This window comes from Alicyclobacillus shizuokensis NBRC 103103 (assembly GCF_001552255.1).
In the GTDB taxonomy this organism is placed as follows: domain Bacteria; phylum Bacillota; class Bacilli; order Alicyclobacillales; family Alicyclobacillaceae; genus Alicyclobacillus_G; species Alicyclobacillus_G shizuokensis.
On sequence record NZ_BCQV01000054.1, the window covers coordinates 1 to 16,949 of the forward strand.

Consider the following 16,949-nt stretch of genomic DNA (forward strand, 5'->3'; position numbering starts at 1 on the left):
TATTTCGTAGTATATGGAAAGCCAAGATTTCCCGTTCCCAGCAATCCCTAAATCCTGCCTCGACCTCACCACACCCACGAGAATCGTCAACAGTGGCGCGACCAAAACAGGTATCCAGATACTTGATGTTCGAAGCTTCTTCCACTCGCACAGCAACATTCGAAAGAGCACCGTCCTACTTCACTTCCTTCCTTGCGAAAAGCCCGGTTCCCAAAGCCAACAGCAGACCCCCTGCAAGAAGTCCGTAAACCACATATGCAAAGTCAACGTGCTGTACAGCCCCATGCGTAAGAGCGGACAAAGAAGGATAGACCCAAGGCACAAAGGGGGCCCAGTGCCCAGCATGAGTCAGCCCATCAGGCGAGAGAGCGTCGCTGAGGCCACTGATAATCATCCCAAGAACGCCGAGCGTAATCGCAAACGACTGGTTCGCCACCAGCACGGAAAGCAGCAATTGAATGGCGATGACTCCGTAGGCTGCAAGATAAGGGTAGTAGCATTCTTCAAGAATTCCCGCCCAAGGGACATGGGGCGTAAATCCGAAAGCAAAGCCAAGGAGAATCGTGCCAACGGCGCACAGTGTAGCCGAAATGGCCAACAGTCCAGCAATCCAAATGAACTTGCTCAAATAAAGTTGAACCCTTGACACGGGCAGAGCAAGCAACTGCTTCCAAGCATGCCCTTGATGCTCCAACCCAGACAGCAAAGATGCCAACAGCGCGATACCAAGCATCAAAGTCGGCATCAACAAATGACTGATGTTCTGGATGAGTAACGCCCAGTTATACGCATCGTCGCCAGGTCTGACAATGCCGTGATAATTGAGAGCATAGCGCACGGCATTCAAGGAGATGACGCCAAACGGGCCAAGGATGACAAGGATTTTAATCCACGTCTTGCGCATTTTTATCCAATCGGACACGAGCGCTCCGTTCATCACAGACTCCCCTCCTTGTCCACGAAATCAAGGAAGATGTCTTCTAGAGAACGACTCTGTTCCGAAATGCGATACACCGAAATTCCGGCCTGAACCAGTTGACGATTGATCTCCTCCGTAACCGACAGGTCCGAGTTGGGAATCTGCAGGTTGTCACCCTGTATTGAAACTTTGAATCCTGCGTCCTGTAAAAGCCTCTTGGCCTCATGGGGCTTATCGACCTGTAAGAATAATTTGGGAGAACTTTGTTCACGCAGCTTTTCAATGGAATCCTGGAACAAGAGATGTCCGTGATCGATGATGCCGACGTGCGTTGCCATCTGGTCGATCTCGCTTAACAAATGGCTTGATACGACGACCGTGATGCCGTGCTGTTTCGGCATGTCTTTGATCAATGTGCGAATCTCGTGGATGCCAGCGGGATCGAGCCCGTTGGTCGGTTCGTCAAGAATCAGCAAATCTGGATTTCCAAGAAGAGCCGCTGCGATACCCAAACGCTGCTTCATACCCAGGGAATACCCCTTGACCGTTTGATGGGCTGCGGGTGTCAAGCGGACAATCCCAAGCACCTCGTCAATGCGTTTCGAAGGGACCTTCAGCAACCGGGCAATCACATCCAAATTTTCATAACCAGAGAGATGACCATAATAGGAGGGGCTTTCGACAAGTGAGCCGATGCGGCGCAGTATGGGCATCCGGTGTTTGGAAAGATCCTGATTGAAGATGCGAATGTGTCCCGACGTTGGCCGGATGAGTCCGAGCAGCATTCGAATGGTCGTCGTCTTTCCTGCGCCGTTCGGCCCCAAAAAGCCATAAATGCTGCCTTTTGGCACCTTCAGATTTACGTTGTTTACCGATACTTTCTTGCCGTATCGCCGCGTAAGATTCGATGTTTCGATAACCATTTCACTCACTGTCCCTCACCTCGGTCCATACTGTAACGAACCAAGCTTACAGGACGTGAAACGGTAGCTTAATAGAACCTTAATTTTGCGGCGGCAGTTCCACCACAATGCTCGTGCCGCGTCCCAATGCACTGTCAACCGAGATGTGACCCCCATGAGCTTCAATCAACTGCTTGGCAATGGCGGTCCCCAAACCGGATCCCCTCACCTGCTTTTCCGACGTGTTCGTCCCACGGTAATACCTGTCGAATAAGTGCGCCACCGTCTCCTCATCCATACCGGTGCCATTATCACGTATTTCAATGCACACACCGGGATACCGAAAACCATCCTTGCGCAGAGGTCGAACCTCCACAGAGATAGTGGTGCCATCGGGGTTGTGCAGCGAAGCATTGACCAGCAGATTATCCAGTGCCCGCGTAATCCACTTGGCATCCAAAGGATAGATAAGATCATCCACTTCACTTTCAAACAGCACCGTCTGCCCCTCCGATTGCGCTTGGTTCACGAAATCAATCACCACGTTGCGAATGATTTCGACGACATTTTCCGGTTTTCGCCGCAATGGCAAGGCTTGGTTTCGGAGGCGAAAGGTGAGTCCGAGATCCTCAATGAGGTCATCCATGTATGCAGCTTTATCGGAAATCACCTGGCCAAACTGACGGATCTCGCTCTCTGTCCACTTGTAATCGGGTGATGCGAACAAATCGGCATAGCCTTTGACGGAGGCAAGCGGGGTTCGAAGGTCGTGCGTAATCCCGGTGATCCATTCCTCTCGCGTCTTTTCCAAACGTTTGCGCTCCATGTCGCTTTGTTGCAATGCAACGGCCAGACGCTCAAGGGCTGCGAGGACCTCCCGATACATTCTGTAGGGCCTGCGCAGGTCTCCATGAACGCCGTTTTTACTCTTCGGAAGTCCACGCGCATCCGTTGGCTCCGAATAGGACCCGTTTGCCAAATTCTGCAACCAATTCATCATGTGCAATACCGGTGTACCAATGCGGCGTCCAAAGAGAAACCCGGTGACAATCGTAGCCAATAAACTTCCTGTGAAGACTAAAAGGATATAGACATATCTCTGGTGACTCTGCCCGCGTATAGGGGTCTTCAGCGGCAACCCGTAAAGCCAGGTTAGTGACTGATGGTCTACGGTACCGTACCAGGTAGAGAGTTGATAGCCAAACTTCTCTGGAAATGATTTATCGTACACCAGCAGCCCTGGTGCATACTTGGTTGGAACGTTCTTGGGGCGATGGAAATTGTAGATGGCCTGTCCATTGTCATCAAGTATCTGCAGCCATCCACCACTCTGTTTGACCTCGGCCAACACGTTACTGTAGACATGAATGGTGTTTCCATGAATGGTCGTCTCTGCAGGCATTTTGTCAAGAAGCATGACGGGATTCATGCCTACCGTCTGCGCCGAAGTTCGTGTGCTGTAGAGATAAAAACCAAAGGCGGAGCCAATGAGACACCACAGGACAATCAAGAGGGCTCCCATTTGAAGGAGAAATTTCACAGTGATCCGTGCATTCAGGTTCATTACTTCAGTCCTCCGTCTGTGGATGGACTAGTTTGTAGCCCAATCCGCGAACGGTTACAAGGTACCTGGGGTGTCCCGGGTCAATCTCAATCTTTTCCCGCAGTCGTCGGATATGAACCATCACCGTGTTGTCGTCGACAAGGCTAGTCTCGCCCCATACCCGCTCGTATAATTGATTCCGACTGAAGACGCGATTTGGATTCTGACAGAAAAATAAGAGCAACTGAAATTCCCTCGCAGGACAAGCCACCTTCACGCCGTCAACGATGAGTTCTGCAGACGCTTCATCTACCTGAAATCGTCCGAAATCATAAACGCGCTTCTGTACGCTGGTGTCGTTCGGCTGCGGCAGCACTCGTCGCAAATGCGCCTTGATCCGCGCGACCACCTCCAGTGGATTGAAGGGCTTGGTAATATAGTCATCTCCGCCAATCCCGAATCCCATCAACTTGTCCAAATCGGTCGATCTCGCTGTCAAAAACAGAATCGGCGCCTGCGTGATTTCGCGGCATTGACGGCACACTTCAAATCCTTCCATGTCGGGCAGCATGACATCCAAAACAAGAATATGCGGAGCAAATGTCCTGCATTTACGAATTGCCTCCGCACCGGTCGTGGCGGTTTGAATGTTCTCGAATCCTTCTTTTCGCAGAACAAGGACAATCATATCCAAAATAGCTTGTTCATCATCGATGGCCAATATCCTCGCTGGGTTCACTTCGTTTCACTTCTTTACTTTTTTGCGTAATTGTATCATGTACTTGCTATCCCTCTGTTTGGATTCGGACCTGCTGCTGTCACTGTAGCTGCCCGTCCATCACCCAGCGCATGCTGACTCTGCAGCTGAGAGAGCTGGAGAAGCGAAACCTACAAAAAGAAGAGCACAGCGGACGGTTTGCCCGTTGACGCCTCGGCGGAAACGTTGTAAATTATCGATTAAACGCCCGTCTGGGGACGGCTGAACCACTGCAACGTCACCTTGCACAACGGACTTACACAACTGAATCGAAAGTTCTCTTATCAAGAGTAGGCGGAGGGACTGGCCCGATGAAGCCCGGCAACCAGAAACGCCCTGCCCGTGTCTTATGGGCGCGGCTCGTCGATGCCAAGGCCGAAGGCGAGCCCAGGACAGAGCGTTTCCCGGTGCTAACTCCTGCAGAAGCAATTCTGAGAGATGAGAGACTTGAAAGCGAACCTAGGTTTTCAAGGTCCTTCTCATCCGGGAGGGGCCTTTTTTCATGGCCCGATACTCTATGACCATGCCCACTGGAGGTGCCCATCACGATGAACATCGAGACCCTGCTCGCCCAAGCCGGTAACCGCCGCGATCCGCTGACCGGCGCGGTGGCTGCGCCGATTCACCTTTCCGCCACCTACTCCCACCCGGCGGCCGGCCAATCGACCGGCTACGACTACTCGCGCATGGCCAATCCGACGCGGACGGTGCTGGAAGAGACCATCGCCAGGCTTGAGCGCGGGGTACGTGGGTTCGCGTTCGCCTCGGGCATGGCCGCGATACACGCCGTCTGCTCCCTCCTGTCACCCGGAGACCATGTCATTGCCAGCGACGATTTGTACGGCGGGACCTACCGATTGTTCGAACAGATTCTGCGCCCCCTGGGCATCACCGTCAGCTACCTGCGCGCCGGCTGTACCGACGCGCTCCGTCCGCTGCTCACGGAGCGCACCAAGGCGCTGTTTTTGGAGACCCCGACCAATCCGACGATGAAGGTCTACGACATCGCCGGCCTCGCCAAAGTCGCCCGGGCGCACGGCGCCCTGACCGTGGTCGATAACACGTTCATGACACCCTATTACCAGCGGCCGCTGGAACTTGGTGCGGACATCGTCCTGCATTCGGGCACCAAGTACCTGGGCGGCCATAACGATGTCGTCTGCGGCCTGGTCGCGGTCCGCGACGAGGCCCTGGCCGAGCGCATCGCCTTTTTCCAGAACGCCATCGGCGCGGTGCTCGGCCCCCACGACAGCTACCTGATGGTGCGCGGCCTGAAAACCCTGGCCCTGCGGATGGAGCGCCACAATCAAAACGCCCGCGCCATCGCCGACTGGCTTGTCCAGCACCCGCTGGTCACCCGCGTCTACTACCCGGGACTCCCCAACCACCCCGGGCGCGACGTGCACGAGCGGCAGGCGAGCGGGTACGGCGGCATGGTCTCGTTTGAGGTGCAGGATGTGCGGCTGGTGGAACCGATTCTCAATCACGTCCGCATCATCACGTTTGCCGAGAGCCTGGGCGGCGTCGAGTCGCTCATCACCTACCCGTCCGTGCAGACGCACCACGACATCCCGCCCGAGGAGCGTGCGGCGATTGGCGTGACCGACACGCTCTTGCGCCTATCGGTCGGCATCGAACACCCGGGCGACCTGATGGCCGACCTGGACCAGGCGTTTGCCCAAGCCCGCCGTGCGCTGGAGGCGGTCCAAGCATGACCGACATCCGGCGGGCCCTGACCGAGCGCATCCTCATCCTCGACGGCGCGATGGGGACGATGATTCAACAGCAAAACCTGACCGAGGACGACTTCGGCGGCAAGGAGTACGACGGGTGCAACGAGTATCTGACGCTCACCCGCCCGGACGTCATCCTCTCCATCCACCGCCAGTACCTGGAAGCTGGCGCCGACATCATCGAGACCAACACCTTCGGCGGCACCCCGCTGGTCCTCGGCGAGTACGGGCTGGCCGAGCGGGCGCGCGAGATCAACCGGCGCGCGGCCGAACTCGCCCGCCAGGCCGCAGACGAGTACAGCACACCCCAGCAGCCGCGGTTCGTGGCTGGATCCATGGGGCCGACGACGAAAAGCCTCTCAGTGACGGGCGGGGTCACCTTTGACGAACTCATCGGCCACTACCAGGAGCAGGCGATAGGGCTCATCGAGGGCGGGGTAGACGTGCTGCTGCTGGAAACCTCCCAAGACCTGCTCAACGTCAAGGCGGCCAGCCTCGGCATCGAACACGCCTTTGCCACGACCGGCAAACGGCTTCCCATCATGGTCTCGGGCACGATTGAGCCGATGGGAACGACCTTGGCCGGCCAAACGATAGACGCCCTGTACCTGGCGGTGGAACACCTGCGTCCCATCTCCGTGGGCCTCAACTGCGCCACCGGGCCGGAATTCATGCGCGATCACGTCCGCGTCCTGGCGAGCCTTGCGACCTGCGGGGTCAGCTGCTACCCGAACGCCGGCCTGCCGGACGAAGACGGCCACTACCACGAGACCCCGGAGAGCTTCGCAAAGAAGGTGGCCGACTTTGTCGAGCAGGGATGGCTCAATGTGGTCGGCGGCTGCTGCGGCACCACCCCCGAGCACATCCGCGCCGTCCGCCAGGTCACGCTGGGCAAGCCGCCGCGCCCGTTTGCCAAGCGGCACGGGCACGCCGTCTCCGGCCTGGAGGCGGTGTTCTTCGAGGAGGACAACCGGCCCATTGTCGTCGGAGAGCGGACGAATGTCATCGGATCGCGCAAGTTTCGCCGCCTGATTGCCGACGGCCAGTACGAGGCGGCGGCCGAAATCGCCCGCGCCCAGGTCAAGTCGGGGGCGCAGGTGATTGACATCTGCCTGGCCGATCCGGACCGCGACGAGGCGGCCGACATGGCGGCGTTTCTCCCACACGCGGTGCGCAAGGTGAAGGTGCCGCTGATGATAGACTCCACCGACGCCGAGGTGGTCGAACTGGGGCTGAAGCACTCCCAGGGCAAGGCCATCATCAACTCCACCAACCTGGAGGACGGCGAGCCCCGCCTCGCCCGCTTCGCCGAGCTGGCCCGCCGCTACGGCGCGGCCCTGGTGGTCGGGACCATCGACGAGACGGGCATGGCCGTCTCGCGTGAGCGCAAGCTTGAGATTGCCAAGCGCGAGGTGGACCTGCTCGTGAACAAGTACGGTCTCGCCCCGTCCGACATCATCATCGATCCGCTCACCTTCCCCGTCGGCACAGGCGATGAGAAGTACATCGGATCGGCCCGGGAGACGGTGGAGGGCATCCGCCTGATTCGCCAGCACCTGCCGGAGTGCCCAACCATCCTCGGCATCAGCAACGTGTCATTCGGTCTACCGCCGGCCGGACGCGAGGTACTGAACTCGGTGTTTCTGTACGAGTGCACCAAGGCGGGGCTGTCCTACGCGATTGTCAACGCGGAGAAGCTGGAGCGCTACGCCTCCATCCCCGACGAGGAGAAACGCTTGGCGGAGCGGCTGTTGTTTGAGACGAGCGACGAACTGGTGGCCGAGTTCACCGCCTTCTACCGCGAGAAGAAGGTGGCCGCAAAGGTGGACACCGCCAGCCTGCCGCTGGAGGAGCGCCTGGCCCGCTACATTGTGGAAGGCAGCAAGGAGGGCCTCGTCCCCGACCTGGACGAGGCGCTCACGAAGTACAAGCCGCTCGACATCATCAACGGCCCCTTGATGGACGGAATGAACGAAGTCGGACGGCTGTTCAACAACAACGAGCTGATTGTGGCGGAGGTCCTGCAGAGCGCCGAGGTGATGAAGGCGGCGGTCGCCTACCTGGAGCCGTTCATGGAGAGAGCGGACGCGGCCAACAAGGGCACCGTCCTGTTGGCGACGGTCAAGGGCGACGTGCACGACATCGGCAAAAACCTGGTGGAAATCATCCTCGCCAACAACGGCTTTCGCGTCGTCAACCTGGGTATCAAGGTGCCGCCGGAGCAGCTGATTCAGGCCTACCGCGAGGTCAAGCCGGACATCATCGGGCTGTCCGGCCTGCTCGTCAAGTCGGCGCAGCAGATGGTGGTCACCGCAGAGGATTTCCGCCAGGCCGGCATCCAGGCGCCGCTTCTGGTCGGCGGCGCGGCGCTGACCAAGAAGTTCACCTTTACCCGCATTAAGCCCAAGTACGACGGCCCCGTGATCTACGCCAAGGACGCGATGGAAGGGCTGGACTACGCCAACCGATTGGTGGACGAGCAGGCGCGGCCAGGGCTGTTGGCGGAACTGGACGCCGTGCGCAAGGAGATGGAGGGGCGCGGCGAGGCCGAGGCGGCGCCGGCCGAAGCGGCGGCAGGCCCCCGGGTCTCTCCCGTCCGCCGCGACGCGCCGGTGTTTGCGCCGCCCGACCTCAATCGGCACCTCCTGCGGGACGTCCCGCTGGCCCACGTGCGCCCGTACCTCAACCTGCAGATGCTGCTCGGCAAGCACCTGGGGCTGCCCGGGAACGTGGAAAAACGCCTGTCCGAAGGGGACGAGAAAGCGCTGGAACTGTTGGCGCTTGTGGACGAGTTGGTCAGCCAGTGCAGCCGCGAGGGGCTCCTGCAACTGCACGCGGTGTACCGGTTCTTCCCGGCGCAGGCGGATGGAGACGCCGTACACGTCTACGATCCGGACGATCCATCGCGGGTCCTGGAAACCTTCGTCTTCCCGCGTCAGGCCAAGCCCCCCTATCTGTGCCTGTCCGACTTCCTGCGCCCGGCGCAATCGGGGGTGATGGACTATGTGGCCTTCTTCTCGGTGACCGCCGGCCGCGGGGTGCGGGACCTGGCCGAGCGCTGGAAGGAGACGGGCGACTACCTGCGCTCGCACGCGCTGCAGGCGCTGGCGCTCGAGCTGGCAGAAGCGTTCGCGGAGCGGTTGCACCAGGTCATCCGCGACCGCTGGGGCTTCCCGGATGCGCCGGAGATGACGATGCGCGAGCGGTTTATCGCCCGCTACCAGGGGATTCGCGTCTCATTCGGGTACCCGGCTTGTCCCAACCTGGAGGACCAGGCCAAACTGTTTCGGCTGATTCGCCCCGAGGACATCGGGGTGCAGCTGACCGACGGGTTCATGATGGACCCGGAGGCGAGCGTGTCGGCGATGGTGTTTGCGCATCCGGAGGCCAGGTACTTCAACGCGGAGTAGATAGCGAGTAGACCGCGCCCGGGCCGACGGCCGAGGCGAGACGCGGTCCGCCTGGCTTGTGCAGCCGCACGGTGCCGGAACACTATACATGAAAACATGGACAGGAGATGACGACATGACCCAGTCCGCTGCCACCGATTTCCTCACCGCCCTGCGCCAGCGTCCAGTCATCGGCGACGGCGCCATGGCGACACTGTTGCACCAGGCGGGCGCGCCCATCCGCACCTGCGTGGAGGCCCTGTGTCTGACGCACCCGGACTGGGTGGAGCGCGTACACCGGGCCTACATCGAGGCCGGAGCGACGGTCATCCAGACCAACACCTTCAGCGGCCACCGGGTGGGTCTGGCCCGGCACGGGCTGACCGACAAAGTGGCGGACATCAACCAGGCGGCGGTGCGGATCGCCAAGTCGGCCGGGGCCGCAGCAAAGACGGGCGCCGCGGGCTCAGCGTTGACCCCTTCAGCCGCTTCAGACACCTTCGGTACCTCCACCTCGGCCACCTCAGCCGCCGGCGCGGCTGGCGGGCAGGTGTTTGTGCTTGGCACCATCGGATCCACCGCAGATTTGGGGCACGCGCCGACCGGCTCGCTGGACGCGGGGACGGATTCGCACCCCTCCGCCTCACTCGCCGCCGTTTACGAGGAACAGGCCAGCGCCCTGTTGGCGGAGGACGTGGACGGGATTTTGCTCGAAACCTTTCCCGACCTCGACGAGCTGCTGCTGGCGATTGAGACGGTGCGCAGCCTGACCCCACTGCCCATCGTGGCTAACCTGTCGCCGGACGCCATCGGCGTCACCCGCGACGGCCACCCGTTGCAGGAAGCGTTTCTGGCTATGGAGCAGGCGGGCGCGGACGTGGTGGGGCTCAACTGCCGACTCGGCTTGGCCGGGATTCTGCGCAGCTACGAAGGCTTGCGCCTGCGGCCAGACGGCCTGTACGCGGCGGTCCCGAACGGCGGCATGCTGCACCTGGAGGACGGAGACTACACCTTCACCGGCAGCGCCGGTTACTTTGCCGACATTCTCGCGCAACTGGCGGATGTCGGTGTGCGTTTTTTGGGCGGCTGCTGCGGCACCACGCCCGCACACATCCGCGCCCTGGCGGAGCGGCTGGCCGGCTGGCGGCCGGCAACGCGGCCTCCGGCCGCAGACCCCGACAGCCCGCTGGCCGGTGCCGCGGCAGGTCGCGGCCGGCCGCAGACGCCGGTCGTCGGCGTTGACCCTCTGGTCACCGTCACGCGCGCACAACGCCCGGCGGCGGGAGATGCGGCCAGCGCAGGGGCGCCCGTACCCCCTGATTCCCTGGTCGAGCGGGTGCGGCAGGAGGTGACAGTGATTGTCGAGCTGGATCCGCCGCGTACCCCGTCCGTCCGCCGCTACCTGGAGGGGGCGCGGGCGCTGAGCCGGGCAGGAGCGGACGCCATCACCATCGCCGACAACTCGCTCGGCACCGTGCGCGTCAGCAACATGGCCATCGCCAGCCTGCTCAAGGCGGAAGGCATTGAACCGCTGGTGCACGTCACCTGCCGCGACAGGAACCTCATCGGCCAGCAGTCCCACCTGATGGGCCTGCACGTGCTGGGTGTCCGCCACATCCTCCTGGTGACGGGCGATCCGTCCCGTTTCGGCGACCTTCCCGGCGCCACCTCGGTCTACGACGTCTCGTCCACCGAGCTGACCAAGATGGTGCGGCGGCTCAACCAGGGTGTGGCGTTCTCCGGCCAGCCGCTCAAACACCCGGTTCGTTTCGTCGTGGGGACATCCTTCAACCCGCACGTGCGCAACTTCGACAAGGCGGTGGAACGGCTGCGGCGCAAGCTGGACGCCGGCGCGGATTTCGTGATGACGCAACCGGTTTACGACATCCGGCTGTTCGAACGCATCGCCCGCGCCACCGAGGGTTTTGACGCGCCGGTGTTCGTCGGCGTCATGCCGCTGACCAGCGCCCGCAACGCCCAGTTCCTGCACAACGAGGTGCCCGGCATCGACATCCCGGAGTCGGTGCGCCAGCGCATGGCGGCCGCTCCGCCCGACGCCGCCGCCGAAGCGGGACTGGCCATCGCCCGGACGCTCATCGAAGAGGCGCTGAACCACTTTCGCGGCATCTATCTGGTGACGCCGTTCCTGCGCTATGAGTTGACGGTCCAGCTGACCGAATTCCTCCGCAGCACTGCCGCCGCCAGGCGGTACGCATAGGCGGAACACGGCCATCCTAACAGGGCGACGTCTGTCAGACAGGGCGATGTTTATTCTATAATGATAATGTTGGAAAAGAGGAATGAGCGAGGTGGTGAGCGGATGAACACACTGTCCGAGCAGCAGCTGCGGGCCGTCACCGTGCATCTGGTGGACAGCGTGCATCCGCTCCTCATTTACTTGTTTGGTTCTGCTGCGAAAGAACGACTGCGCCCGGACAGCGATGTGGACTTGGCGTTTCTCCCGGACCAGCCGCTTGACCCCTACGACACCTTTTTACACGCGCAGGAGCTGGCTGATCTACTGAAGCGCGAAGTCGACCTGGTGGATTTGAGCCATGCGAGCACCGTCATGCAGGCAGAAATTGTCGCGTATGGACGGCTTCTGTACGAACGAGACCGAGACCAGCGGTGTGTATACGTGATACGTGCCATGAAAGCCTATGCCATGCTGAATGAAGAACGCCAGTGCGTACTGGACCGCCTCAAGGAAAGGGGAACCGCATTTTGACGGCGGACAACGTCATTTTAAACAAGGTGCAGACCATTCGCCGATGCATCAAGCGAATCCTTGAAGAATACGACGGTAATCGGGATAACCTGAACAATATCACCAAGCAGGACGCCATTGTCCTCAACCTCCAACGCGCGTGCGAGGCCTGCATTGATCTTGCGATGCACGTGATATCCGTTCGGAACCTTGGGCTACCCCAATCGAGCCGAGAAGCGTTTGAGCTGCTGGAAGAGTCGGGAGTTCTCCATCACGCCCTGGCGAAAAACCTAAAGGCGATGGTCGGATTTCGAAATATCGCAGTTCACGACTACCAATCACTCAACATTTCCATTGTCGAGAGTATTATTGAGCGTCACCTCGACGATTTTCGCACCTACTGCGACCTCATGATGGACCTGAACGCCTAACGCCCCACCCCGTCCGCTTGTCAACTCACCCGCCACATTGTGCATCCTGACCCTGAGAACTGTCCAACTGGCCAGTTCCCGCGTTCATCCAAAGCCCTGCCGCCGCCCGGCCATGTCCGCCGCGGCCAGAATGGCGACACTGGTCTCAGCCTTGCCAATTTTGGTACAGAGGTGTACTCTGGTTCTAACCAAAGGTAAGTTACTATTTTGATACGAGGGTGAAACTGTGAACAGCTTGCAGAAGATTGAACGAGCGACCAACCCGGACGCGATGGGCAAGATGCCACAGCGGGTGTTTCCCACCCGGCGGTTGCTGTACCCTGACCCTTTCATTCTCTTGGACCACTTTGCCATGACCAAGCCCGATGGGTTTCCGGATCATCCGCACCGCGGATTTGAAATCATCTCGTACGTGCTCGGCGGCGCCATGGCGCATGAGGACAGCTACGGCCACGCCAGCGTCATCCCGACCGGAGGCGTGCAGACGGTGACGGCCGGACGCGGTCTGGTGCATTCGGAGATGCCGTACGGCGACGAGACGGCGACCGGGTTGCAACTGTGGATAAACCTGCCGCGGGCGGACAAGCAGCTGGAACCATCCTACGCGGAGTTCTCCCCGGCCGACCTGCCCACCACCAGCCACGACGGCGCCACGGTAACGACCATCGTGGGACCCACCTCGCCGGTCCGCATCCACCGCGACATCCTGTATTACGATGTCCGCTTGGACGCGGGCGCGCGGTACGAGGCAATCCTGCCCGCCGGCCGCCAGGGATTCGTCTACCTTCTGGAAGGAAGTGGACGGTTCCAGTTGATCCCGGTGCAAGGCGACGAGCCGGCAGCCAGTTCGTCGGGTTCTGCATCAGCGGACGCCGACGCCGAGACGGCCGGCAAGGGAGACCTGCTCAACATCCCCAACCTGGATGGGGAGGCCAGGCTGCAGGTGACGGCGCAGGACACAGGGGTCCGGTTTGCCTATGCGGCGGGCCCGCCAATTGGCGAACGCCCCATCTACAACGGGCCGTTTGTCGATTGAGGAGTCAAGGCACACGGCGGCACGACCGCGGCATACGACGCCAATCCCACGAATGGAGTTGTGTCGCCCGCGGCCGTGCCCGGGGACTCTCTCCGAGCGCTGTTCTCTACCGGAACGTGGCGGACAACTCCGCCAAATCCGCCTGGGAGAGAGACCAATCGCGCTTAGCGATGGCTTCCTCGGGGAATCCATACGTGGCATCCTCGAAGGACGGTCGCCCGGTGTCCTCGTAAATGAGGCCGACCACCATGCTTTCGCGGCCCGCCACGCGGGCCAACGCCGCGGATCGGTCGTGCGGATCGTACGTGTCGTCTTCATCCAGGTTGACCAGTTCCTGTTTGTAGAAGTCGTACGTGTTGACCTTGTTGAAGGTCACGCAGGGACTGAATACGTTGACGAACGAGAATCCTTTGTGCCAGATGGCCTTTTCTATCAACTGGGTCAACTGTTTAATGTTACCCGAGAAGCCCTGGGCGACGAACCCGCACTCCTGGGCCAGCGCCAATTGAATGGGATGGATGGGCGCCTCGACTGTCCCGTAGGGCGACGTCTTGGTGTTGAAACCGACATCACTGGTCGGTGACGCCTGGCCGGTCGTTAGGCCGTAGATGTGGTTGTCCATGACCACGTAGGTGATGTCGACGTTGCGCCGCATGGCATGGATGAAGTGGCCCATGCCGATGCCAAAACCATCGCCATCTCCGCCGGCGGCGATGACCGTCAGGTCTTTGTTCGCGAGTTTTACCGCCTGCGCCACCGGCAGGGAGCGCCCGTGCAGTGAATGGAATCCGTAGCCCCCGAAATGCTGCGAAATTTTCCCGGAGCAACCGATGCCGGAGACCACCACGATATCGTCCGGATGGATGCCGAGATTCACGGCCGCCTTCTGCAGCGCGTTCAACACCCCAAAGTCGCCGCAGCCGGGACACCAGGTGGCCTTCTCGGTCTTGAAATCCTTGATTGTAATCATGCGTTCAGCACCTCCGCAGGAAACACCTCGTGGCACCTGGTTATAATTTCCTTGCAAAGAATCGGATCGCCATTGTACTTCAGGCAGGACGCGAGCTTATCGTGATCCCCGGCATGCTGACGGATGAGGGAAGCCAGCTGGCCTGTCGAGTTCAGCTCGACGACCAAGGCCCGGTCGACGCCGGCCATGGCTTCGTGCAAAGGCTCGGCTGGGAACGGCCCCACGCGGGAGAAGTGGATATGTTTCACAATCACTCCTTCGGTCGCGAGCCTGGCGCGCGCCTCTTCCAGCACGCCGTACGTGCTGCCAAACCCGATGAGCGCAAACCGCGCATGCGCATCGCCGTCGACGCTGATACCGCTGTCATGTTGGAAACCGGAAAGTTTGCGGGCCCGCTTCTCGACCTGCACCACACGCGTCTCTAGGTCCTCCACCTCCAGGCCGATGCCGTTGTGCTCGTTGCCGAGCGCCGTATAACGCCCATTGGGCTGGCCAGGCAAGGCGCGCGGCGAGATGCCGTCGGGAACGGACGGATCGTAACGTTGATACTGGAACGGCGAGAGGCCGGCCAGGTCCGCATCCGCCACCAGTTTGCCGCGGTCAATGCGCACCCGGTCCAGCGGAAAACCAGCGATGGACTGGTACGACATGCCCAAATAGAGATCGCTCAAAACAATGACCGGACACTGGTAACGTTCGGCCAGATTGAACGCGTCCGCCATGAACAAAAAGCACTCCTCCACGGTGCGCGGCGTCAGCACAATCCGCTGGATTTCTCCGTGCGTGCCGTACAGGGCCTCGTTCAGATCGCTTTGTTCGGTCTTCGTCGGCAAACCGGTGGATGGGCCGCTGCGCTGCACGTCCACAATGACGACCGGAGTCTCCGACATGCCGGCCAAGCCCAGCGCTTCCATCATCAGCGAGAACCCGGGACCGGACGTCGAGGTCATCGCCCGCGCGCCGGCAAAGTTGGCGCCGATGGCCATATTGATGGCGGCGATCTCATCCTCCGCCTGCAAAACCACGCCCCCGTATTTGGGAAAATACTTGAGCACCCAGTACATGATTTCGGTCGCTGGCGTGATGGGATAGGCCGCCAGCAATCGGCATCCCCCCGCCAAGGCGCCGAACGCCGTCGCCTGGTTGCCGGAAGCGTACAGGTGGTCCACTCCCGCAGCCAGAACCGGTTTTGCCGGCACCGGGAAATGAACCTGGAAGTGCTCCTGATAATACGCATGGCCGCGCCGCAGCGCCTCCATGTTGCTGTCGACCACCTTCTGCCCCTTCCGGCTGAACTTGTCTTCGACGATGGGCCGAAACTCTTCCGGTGAGATTTCGTTGATGGCCGCGGTGACGCCGATGGCGACCATGTTCTTCATTATCGGTCCGCCCGTCTCGCGAGCGATGTCGGTCAACGGGACACCGAACAGGTGCACGTTCGCCTGGGTGGGTGGGGTGGCCTGAAACGACGATTGGTCGTAGATGACGATGGCCCCATCGACCAGTTCACCCCAGTTGTGGTCCACCGTGGCCTGGTCAAATGCAATCAGGATGTGCGTATCGTCGCCATGGTGGCGTACCATGTCATCCGCCACTCGGATTTTGTAGTTGGTGTGCCCTCCCTTGATCAGCGACATGAAGTGACGATACGTGAACACAAAGTATCCCAGCCGATGCATCGCCAGCGCGTAGATCTCGCCCGTGCTGTCAATGCCTTCACCCTGTTTGCCGCCGACTTTCCAGCCAATGTCCTTCACGGTGATCCCCCCGTCTTAGAGGTGTTCTTCCTAGGTCTATTTTATCACTTTTGAATTGGTCAAATATTGACGGCAGAAAGCATTATGATAGATTTTTCCGGCGAATGGATGCCTGCCCCCACGCAGGCGAGCGTGGTCAACGGCGTACAAACCAAACGTGCGAACGGCCGGACGCTGCCCGATAAAGTGAAGTCCAGCCGGTCTGTCCTTGATGAACCCCCAAACGCCAGCTCGCCCCTTGCTGCACAGTGGCGGAATCGGGATGACGGCAAGCGACAGCGCGGACAGCAGAAACGAGCCACCGTCCACCAGAACGGCGCTTACAGGGTGAATCCACGCGACCAAAGCACCTCCGACCGCATGGCCGACAAACGCCAAGAGGCTTCCCGTCGCGCCCAAGATGGCGTTGTTGGAAGATAACGAGCGAACAGAGCATCGGAATGACCAGCACAATCGCGGTGTCGAGGGCTGACTCGGTGCGATCCAACACGTACCACGTCGTCGCCATGGAGAACAGCATGTAACCGAACAGAGAGACCATTCGTCCGCTCCAGAACACCAAAAAAGTGGGCAAACGCATAACGTCAATGGATGAGGATTGGACCACGCCGCCACCCCACCGCACATTCTTCGATTATGCCATTTGCGGAATTATATATTATATCATGATTTCCGAGCAGAAACGGTGATAGGCGAGGGCAGGGAAGACGCGTCCATTAGTTAGTGGCCCCTGAAAAAGTCCTCCATTGAGTTTCCGCTCTGCAGCTGAAGTGGTCAGATTGGGATTTCTCAGGAGTGTCCGTTT

General features: G+C 60.2%; 14 protein-coding genes and 1 riboswitch. Of the genes, 7 read left to right on the forward strand and 7 right to left on the reverse strand.

What is annotated here, in order from left to right; genetic code table 11:
- Positions 1–175 precede the first annotated feature (175 nt).
- The 4 genes from ASH01S_RS15735 to ASH01S_RS15750 all read right to left on the reverse strand — a co-directional run bounded on the left by ASH01S_RS15735 (position 176) and on the right by ASH01S_RS15750 (position 4,103).
- A complete protein-coding gene (locus tag ASH01S_RS15735; RefSeq protein ID WP_157067181.1) occupies positions 176–937 on the reverse strand; it encodes an ABC transporter permease in 762 nt (253 codons plus the stop codon).
- Complete coding sequence (locus ASH01S_RS15740; RefSeq protein WP_067929397.1) at positions 937–1,851, reverse strand: ABC transporter ATP-binding protein; 915 nt, start codon at positions 1,849–1,851, stop codon at positions 937–939. Before ASH01S_RS15740 ends, ASH01S_RS15735 begins: the two co-directional genes overlap by 1 nt.
- A gap of 70 nt (positions 1,852–1,921) precedes the next feature.
- Positions 1,922–3,385, reverse strand: a complete 1,464-nt coding sequence (locus ASH01S_RS15745) for a sensor histidine kinase (protein WP_067929398.1) — start codon at positions 3,383–3,385, stop codon at positions 1,922–1,924.
- 4 nt (positions 3,386–3,389) lie between these two features.
- The gene (locus tag ASH01S_RS15750; protein WP_083517267.1) at positions 3,390–4,103 is read right to left on the reverse strand and encodes a response regulator transcription factor; all 714 of its coding nucleotides are present in this window, start codon (positions 4,101–4,103) and stop codon (positions 3,390–3,392) included.
- 62 nt (positions 4,104–4,165) lie between these two features.
- Between ASH01S_RS15750 and ASH01S_RS19735 the strand changes: the two genes are divergently transcribed.
- The 7 genes from ASH01S_RS19735 (at position 4,166) to ASH01S_RS15780 (ending at position 13,417) form a co-directional block, all read left to right on the forward strand.
- On the forward strand, positions 4,166–4,291 hold the full coding sequence (locus ASH01S_RS19735; protein WP_373278589.1) for a winged helix-turn-helix transcriptional regulator: 126 nt from the start codon (positions 4,166–4,168) through the stop codon (positions 4,289–4,291).
- 108 nt (positions 4,292–4,399) lie between these two features.
- A riboswitch (SAM riboswitch) is annotated at positions 4,400–4,566 on the forward strand.
- 103 nt (positions 4,567–4,669) lie between these two features.
- On the forward strand, positions 4,670–5,836 hold the full coding sequence (locus tag ASH01S_RS15755; RefSeq protein WP_067929399.1) for a trans-sulfuration enzyme family protein: 1,167 nt from the start codon (positions 4,670–4,672) through the stop codon (positions 5,834–5,836).
- The gene (metH, locus tag ASH01S_RS15760; protein ID WP_067929400.1) at positions 5,833–9,264 is read left to right on the forward strand and encodes a methionine synthase; all 3,432 of its coding nucleotides are present in this window, start codon (positions 5,833–5,835) and stop codon (positions 9,262–9,264) included. The genes ASH01S_RS15755 and metH overlap by 4 nt, the downstream gene beginning before the upstream one ends.
- Before the next feature lie 88 nt (positions 9,265–9,352).
- On the forward strand, positions 9,353–11,461 hold the full coding sequence (locus ASH01S_RS15765; RefSeq protein WP_245629118.1) for a bifunctional homocysteine S-methyltransferase/methylenetetrahydrofolate reductase: 2,109 nt from the start codon (positions 9,353–9,355) through the stop codon (positions 11,459–11,461).
- A gap of 102 nt (positions 11,462–11,563) precedes the next feature.
- A complete protein-coding gene (gene mntA, locus ASH01S_RS15770; protein ID WP_067929402.1) occupies positions 11,564–11,971 on the forward strand; it encodes a type VII toxin-antitoxin system MntA family adenylyltransferase antitoxin in 408 nt (135 codons plus the stop codon).
- On the forward strand, positions 11,968–12,381 hold the full coding sequence (gene hepT / locus ASH01S_RS15775; protein ID WP_067929403.1) for a type VII toxin-antitoxin system HepT family RNase toxin: 414 nt from the start codon (positions 11,968–11,970) through the stop codon (positions 12,379–12,381). The genes mntA and hepT overlap by 4 nt, the downstream gene beginning before the upstream one ends.
- A gap of 226 nt (positions 12,382–12,607) precedes the next feature.
- Positions 12,608–13,417: a pirin family protein gene (locus tag ASH01S_RS15780; protein WP_067929404.1), complete on the forward strand. Its 810-nt coding sequence runs from the start codon at positions 12,608–12,610 to the stop codon at positions 13,415–13,417.
- 106 nt (positions 13,418–13,523) lie between these two features.
- Here ASH01S_RS15780 and ASH01S_RS15785 read toward each other — a convergent pair whose 3' ends face one another.
- The 3 genes from ASH01S_RS15785 to ASH01S_RS15795 are packed head-to-tail and all read right to left on the reverse strand — an operon-like array spanning position 13,524 to position 16,522.
- Positions 13,524–14,387: a 2-oxoacid:ferredoxin oxidoreductase subunit beta gene (locus ASH01S_RS15785; protein WP_067929405.1), complete on the reverse strand. Its 864-nt coding sequence runs from the start codon at positions 14,385–14,387 to the stop codon at positions 13,524–13,526.
- Positions 14,384–16,144, reverse strand: a complete 1,761-nt coding sequence (locus ASH01S_RS15790) for a 2-oxoacid:acceptor oxidoreductase subunit alpha (RefSeq protein WP_067929406.1) — start codon at positions 16,142–16,144, stop codon at positions 14,384–14,386. The genes ASH01S_RS15785 and ASH01S_RS15790 overlap by 4 nt, the downstream gene beginning before the upstream one ends.
- 36 nt (positions 16,145–16,180) lie before the next feature.
- Positions 16,181–16,522, reverse strand: coding sequence for an MFS transporter (locus ASH01S_RS15795; RefSeq protein ID WP_067929407.1), 342 nt, complete (start codon positions 16,520–16,522; stop codon positions 16,181–16,183).
- Between the last annotated feature and the right edge of the window lie 427 nt (positions 16,523–16,949).

What these genes read in the sequence shown, in the direction of transcription:
- ASH01S_RS15735 (WP_157067181.1), bottom strand. Translation starts at nt 937, where the DNA reads ATGAACGGAGCGCTCGTGTCCGATTGGATAAAAATGCGCAAGACGTGG.
- ASH01S_RS15745 (WP_067929398.1), bottom strand. Translation starts at nt 3,385, where the DNA reads ATGAACCTGAATGCACGGATCACTGTGAAATTTCTCCTTCAAATGGGA.
- ASH01S_RS15755 (WP_067929399.1), top strand. Translation starts at nt 4,670, where the DNA reads ATGAACATCGAGACCCTGCTCGCCCAAGCCGGTAACCGCCGCGATCCG.
- metH (WP_067929400.1), top strand. Translation starts at nt 5,833, where the DNA reads ATGACCGACATCCGGCGGGCCCTGACCGAGCGCATCCTCATCCTCGAC.
- ASH01S_RS15765 (WP_245629118.1), top strand. Translation starts at nt 9,353, where the DNA reads ATGAAAACATGGACAGGAGATGACGACATGACCCAGTCCGCTGCCACC.
- mntA (WP_067929402.1), top strand. Translation starts at nt 11,564, where the DNA reads ATGAACACACTGTCCGAGCAGCAGCTGCGGGCCGTCACCGTGCATCTG.
- ASH01S_RS15785 (WP_067929405.1), bottom strand. Translation starts at nt 14,387, where the DNA reads ATGATTACAATCAAGGATTTCAAGACCGAGAAGGCCACCTGGTGTCCC.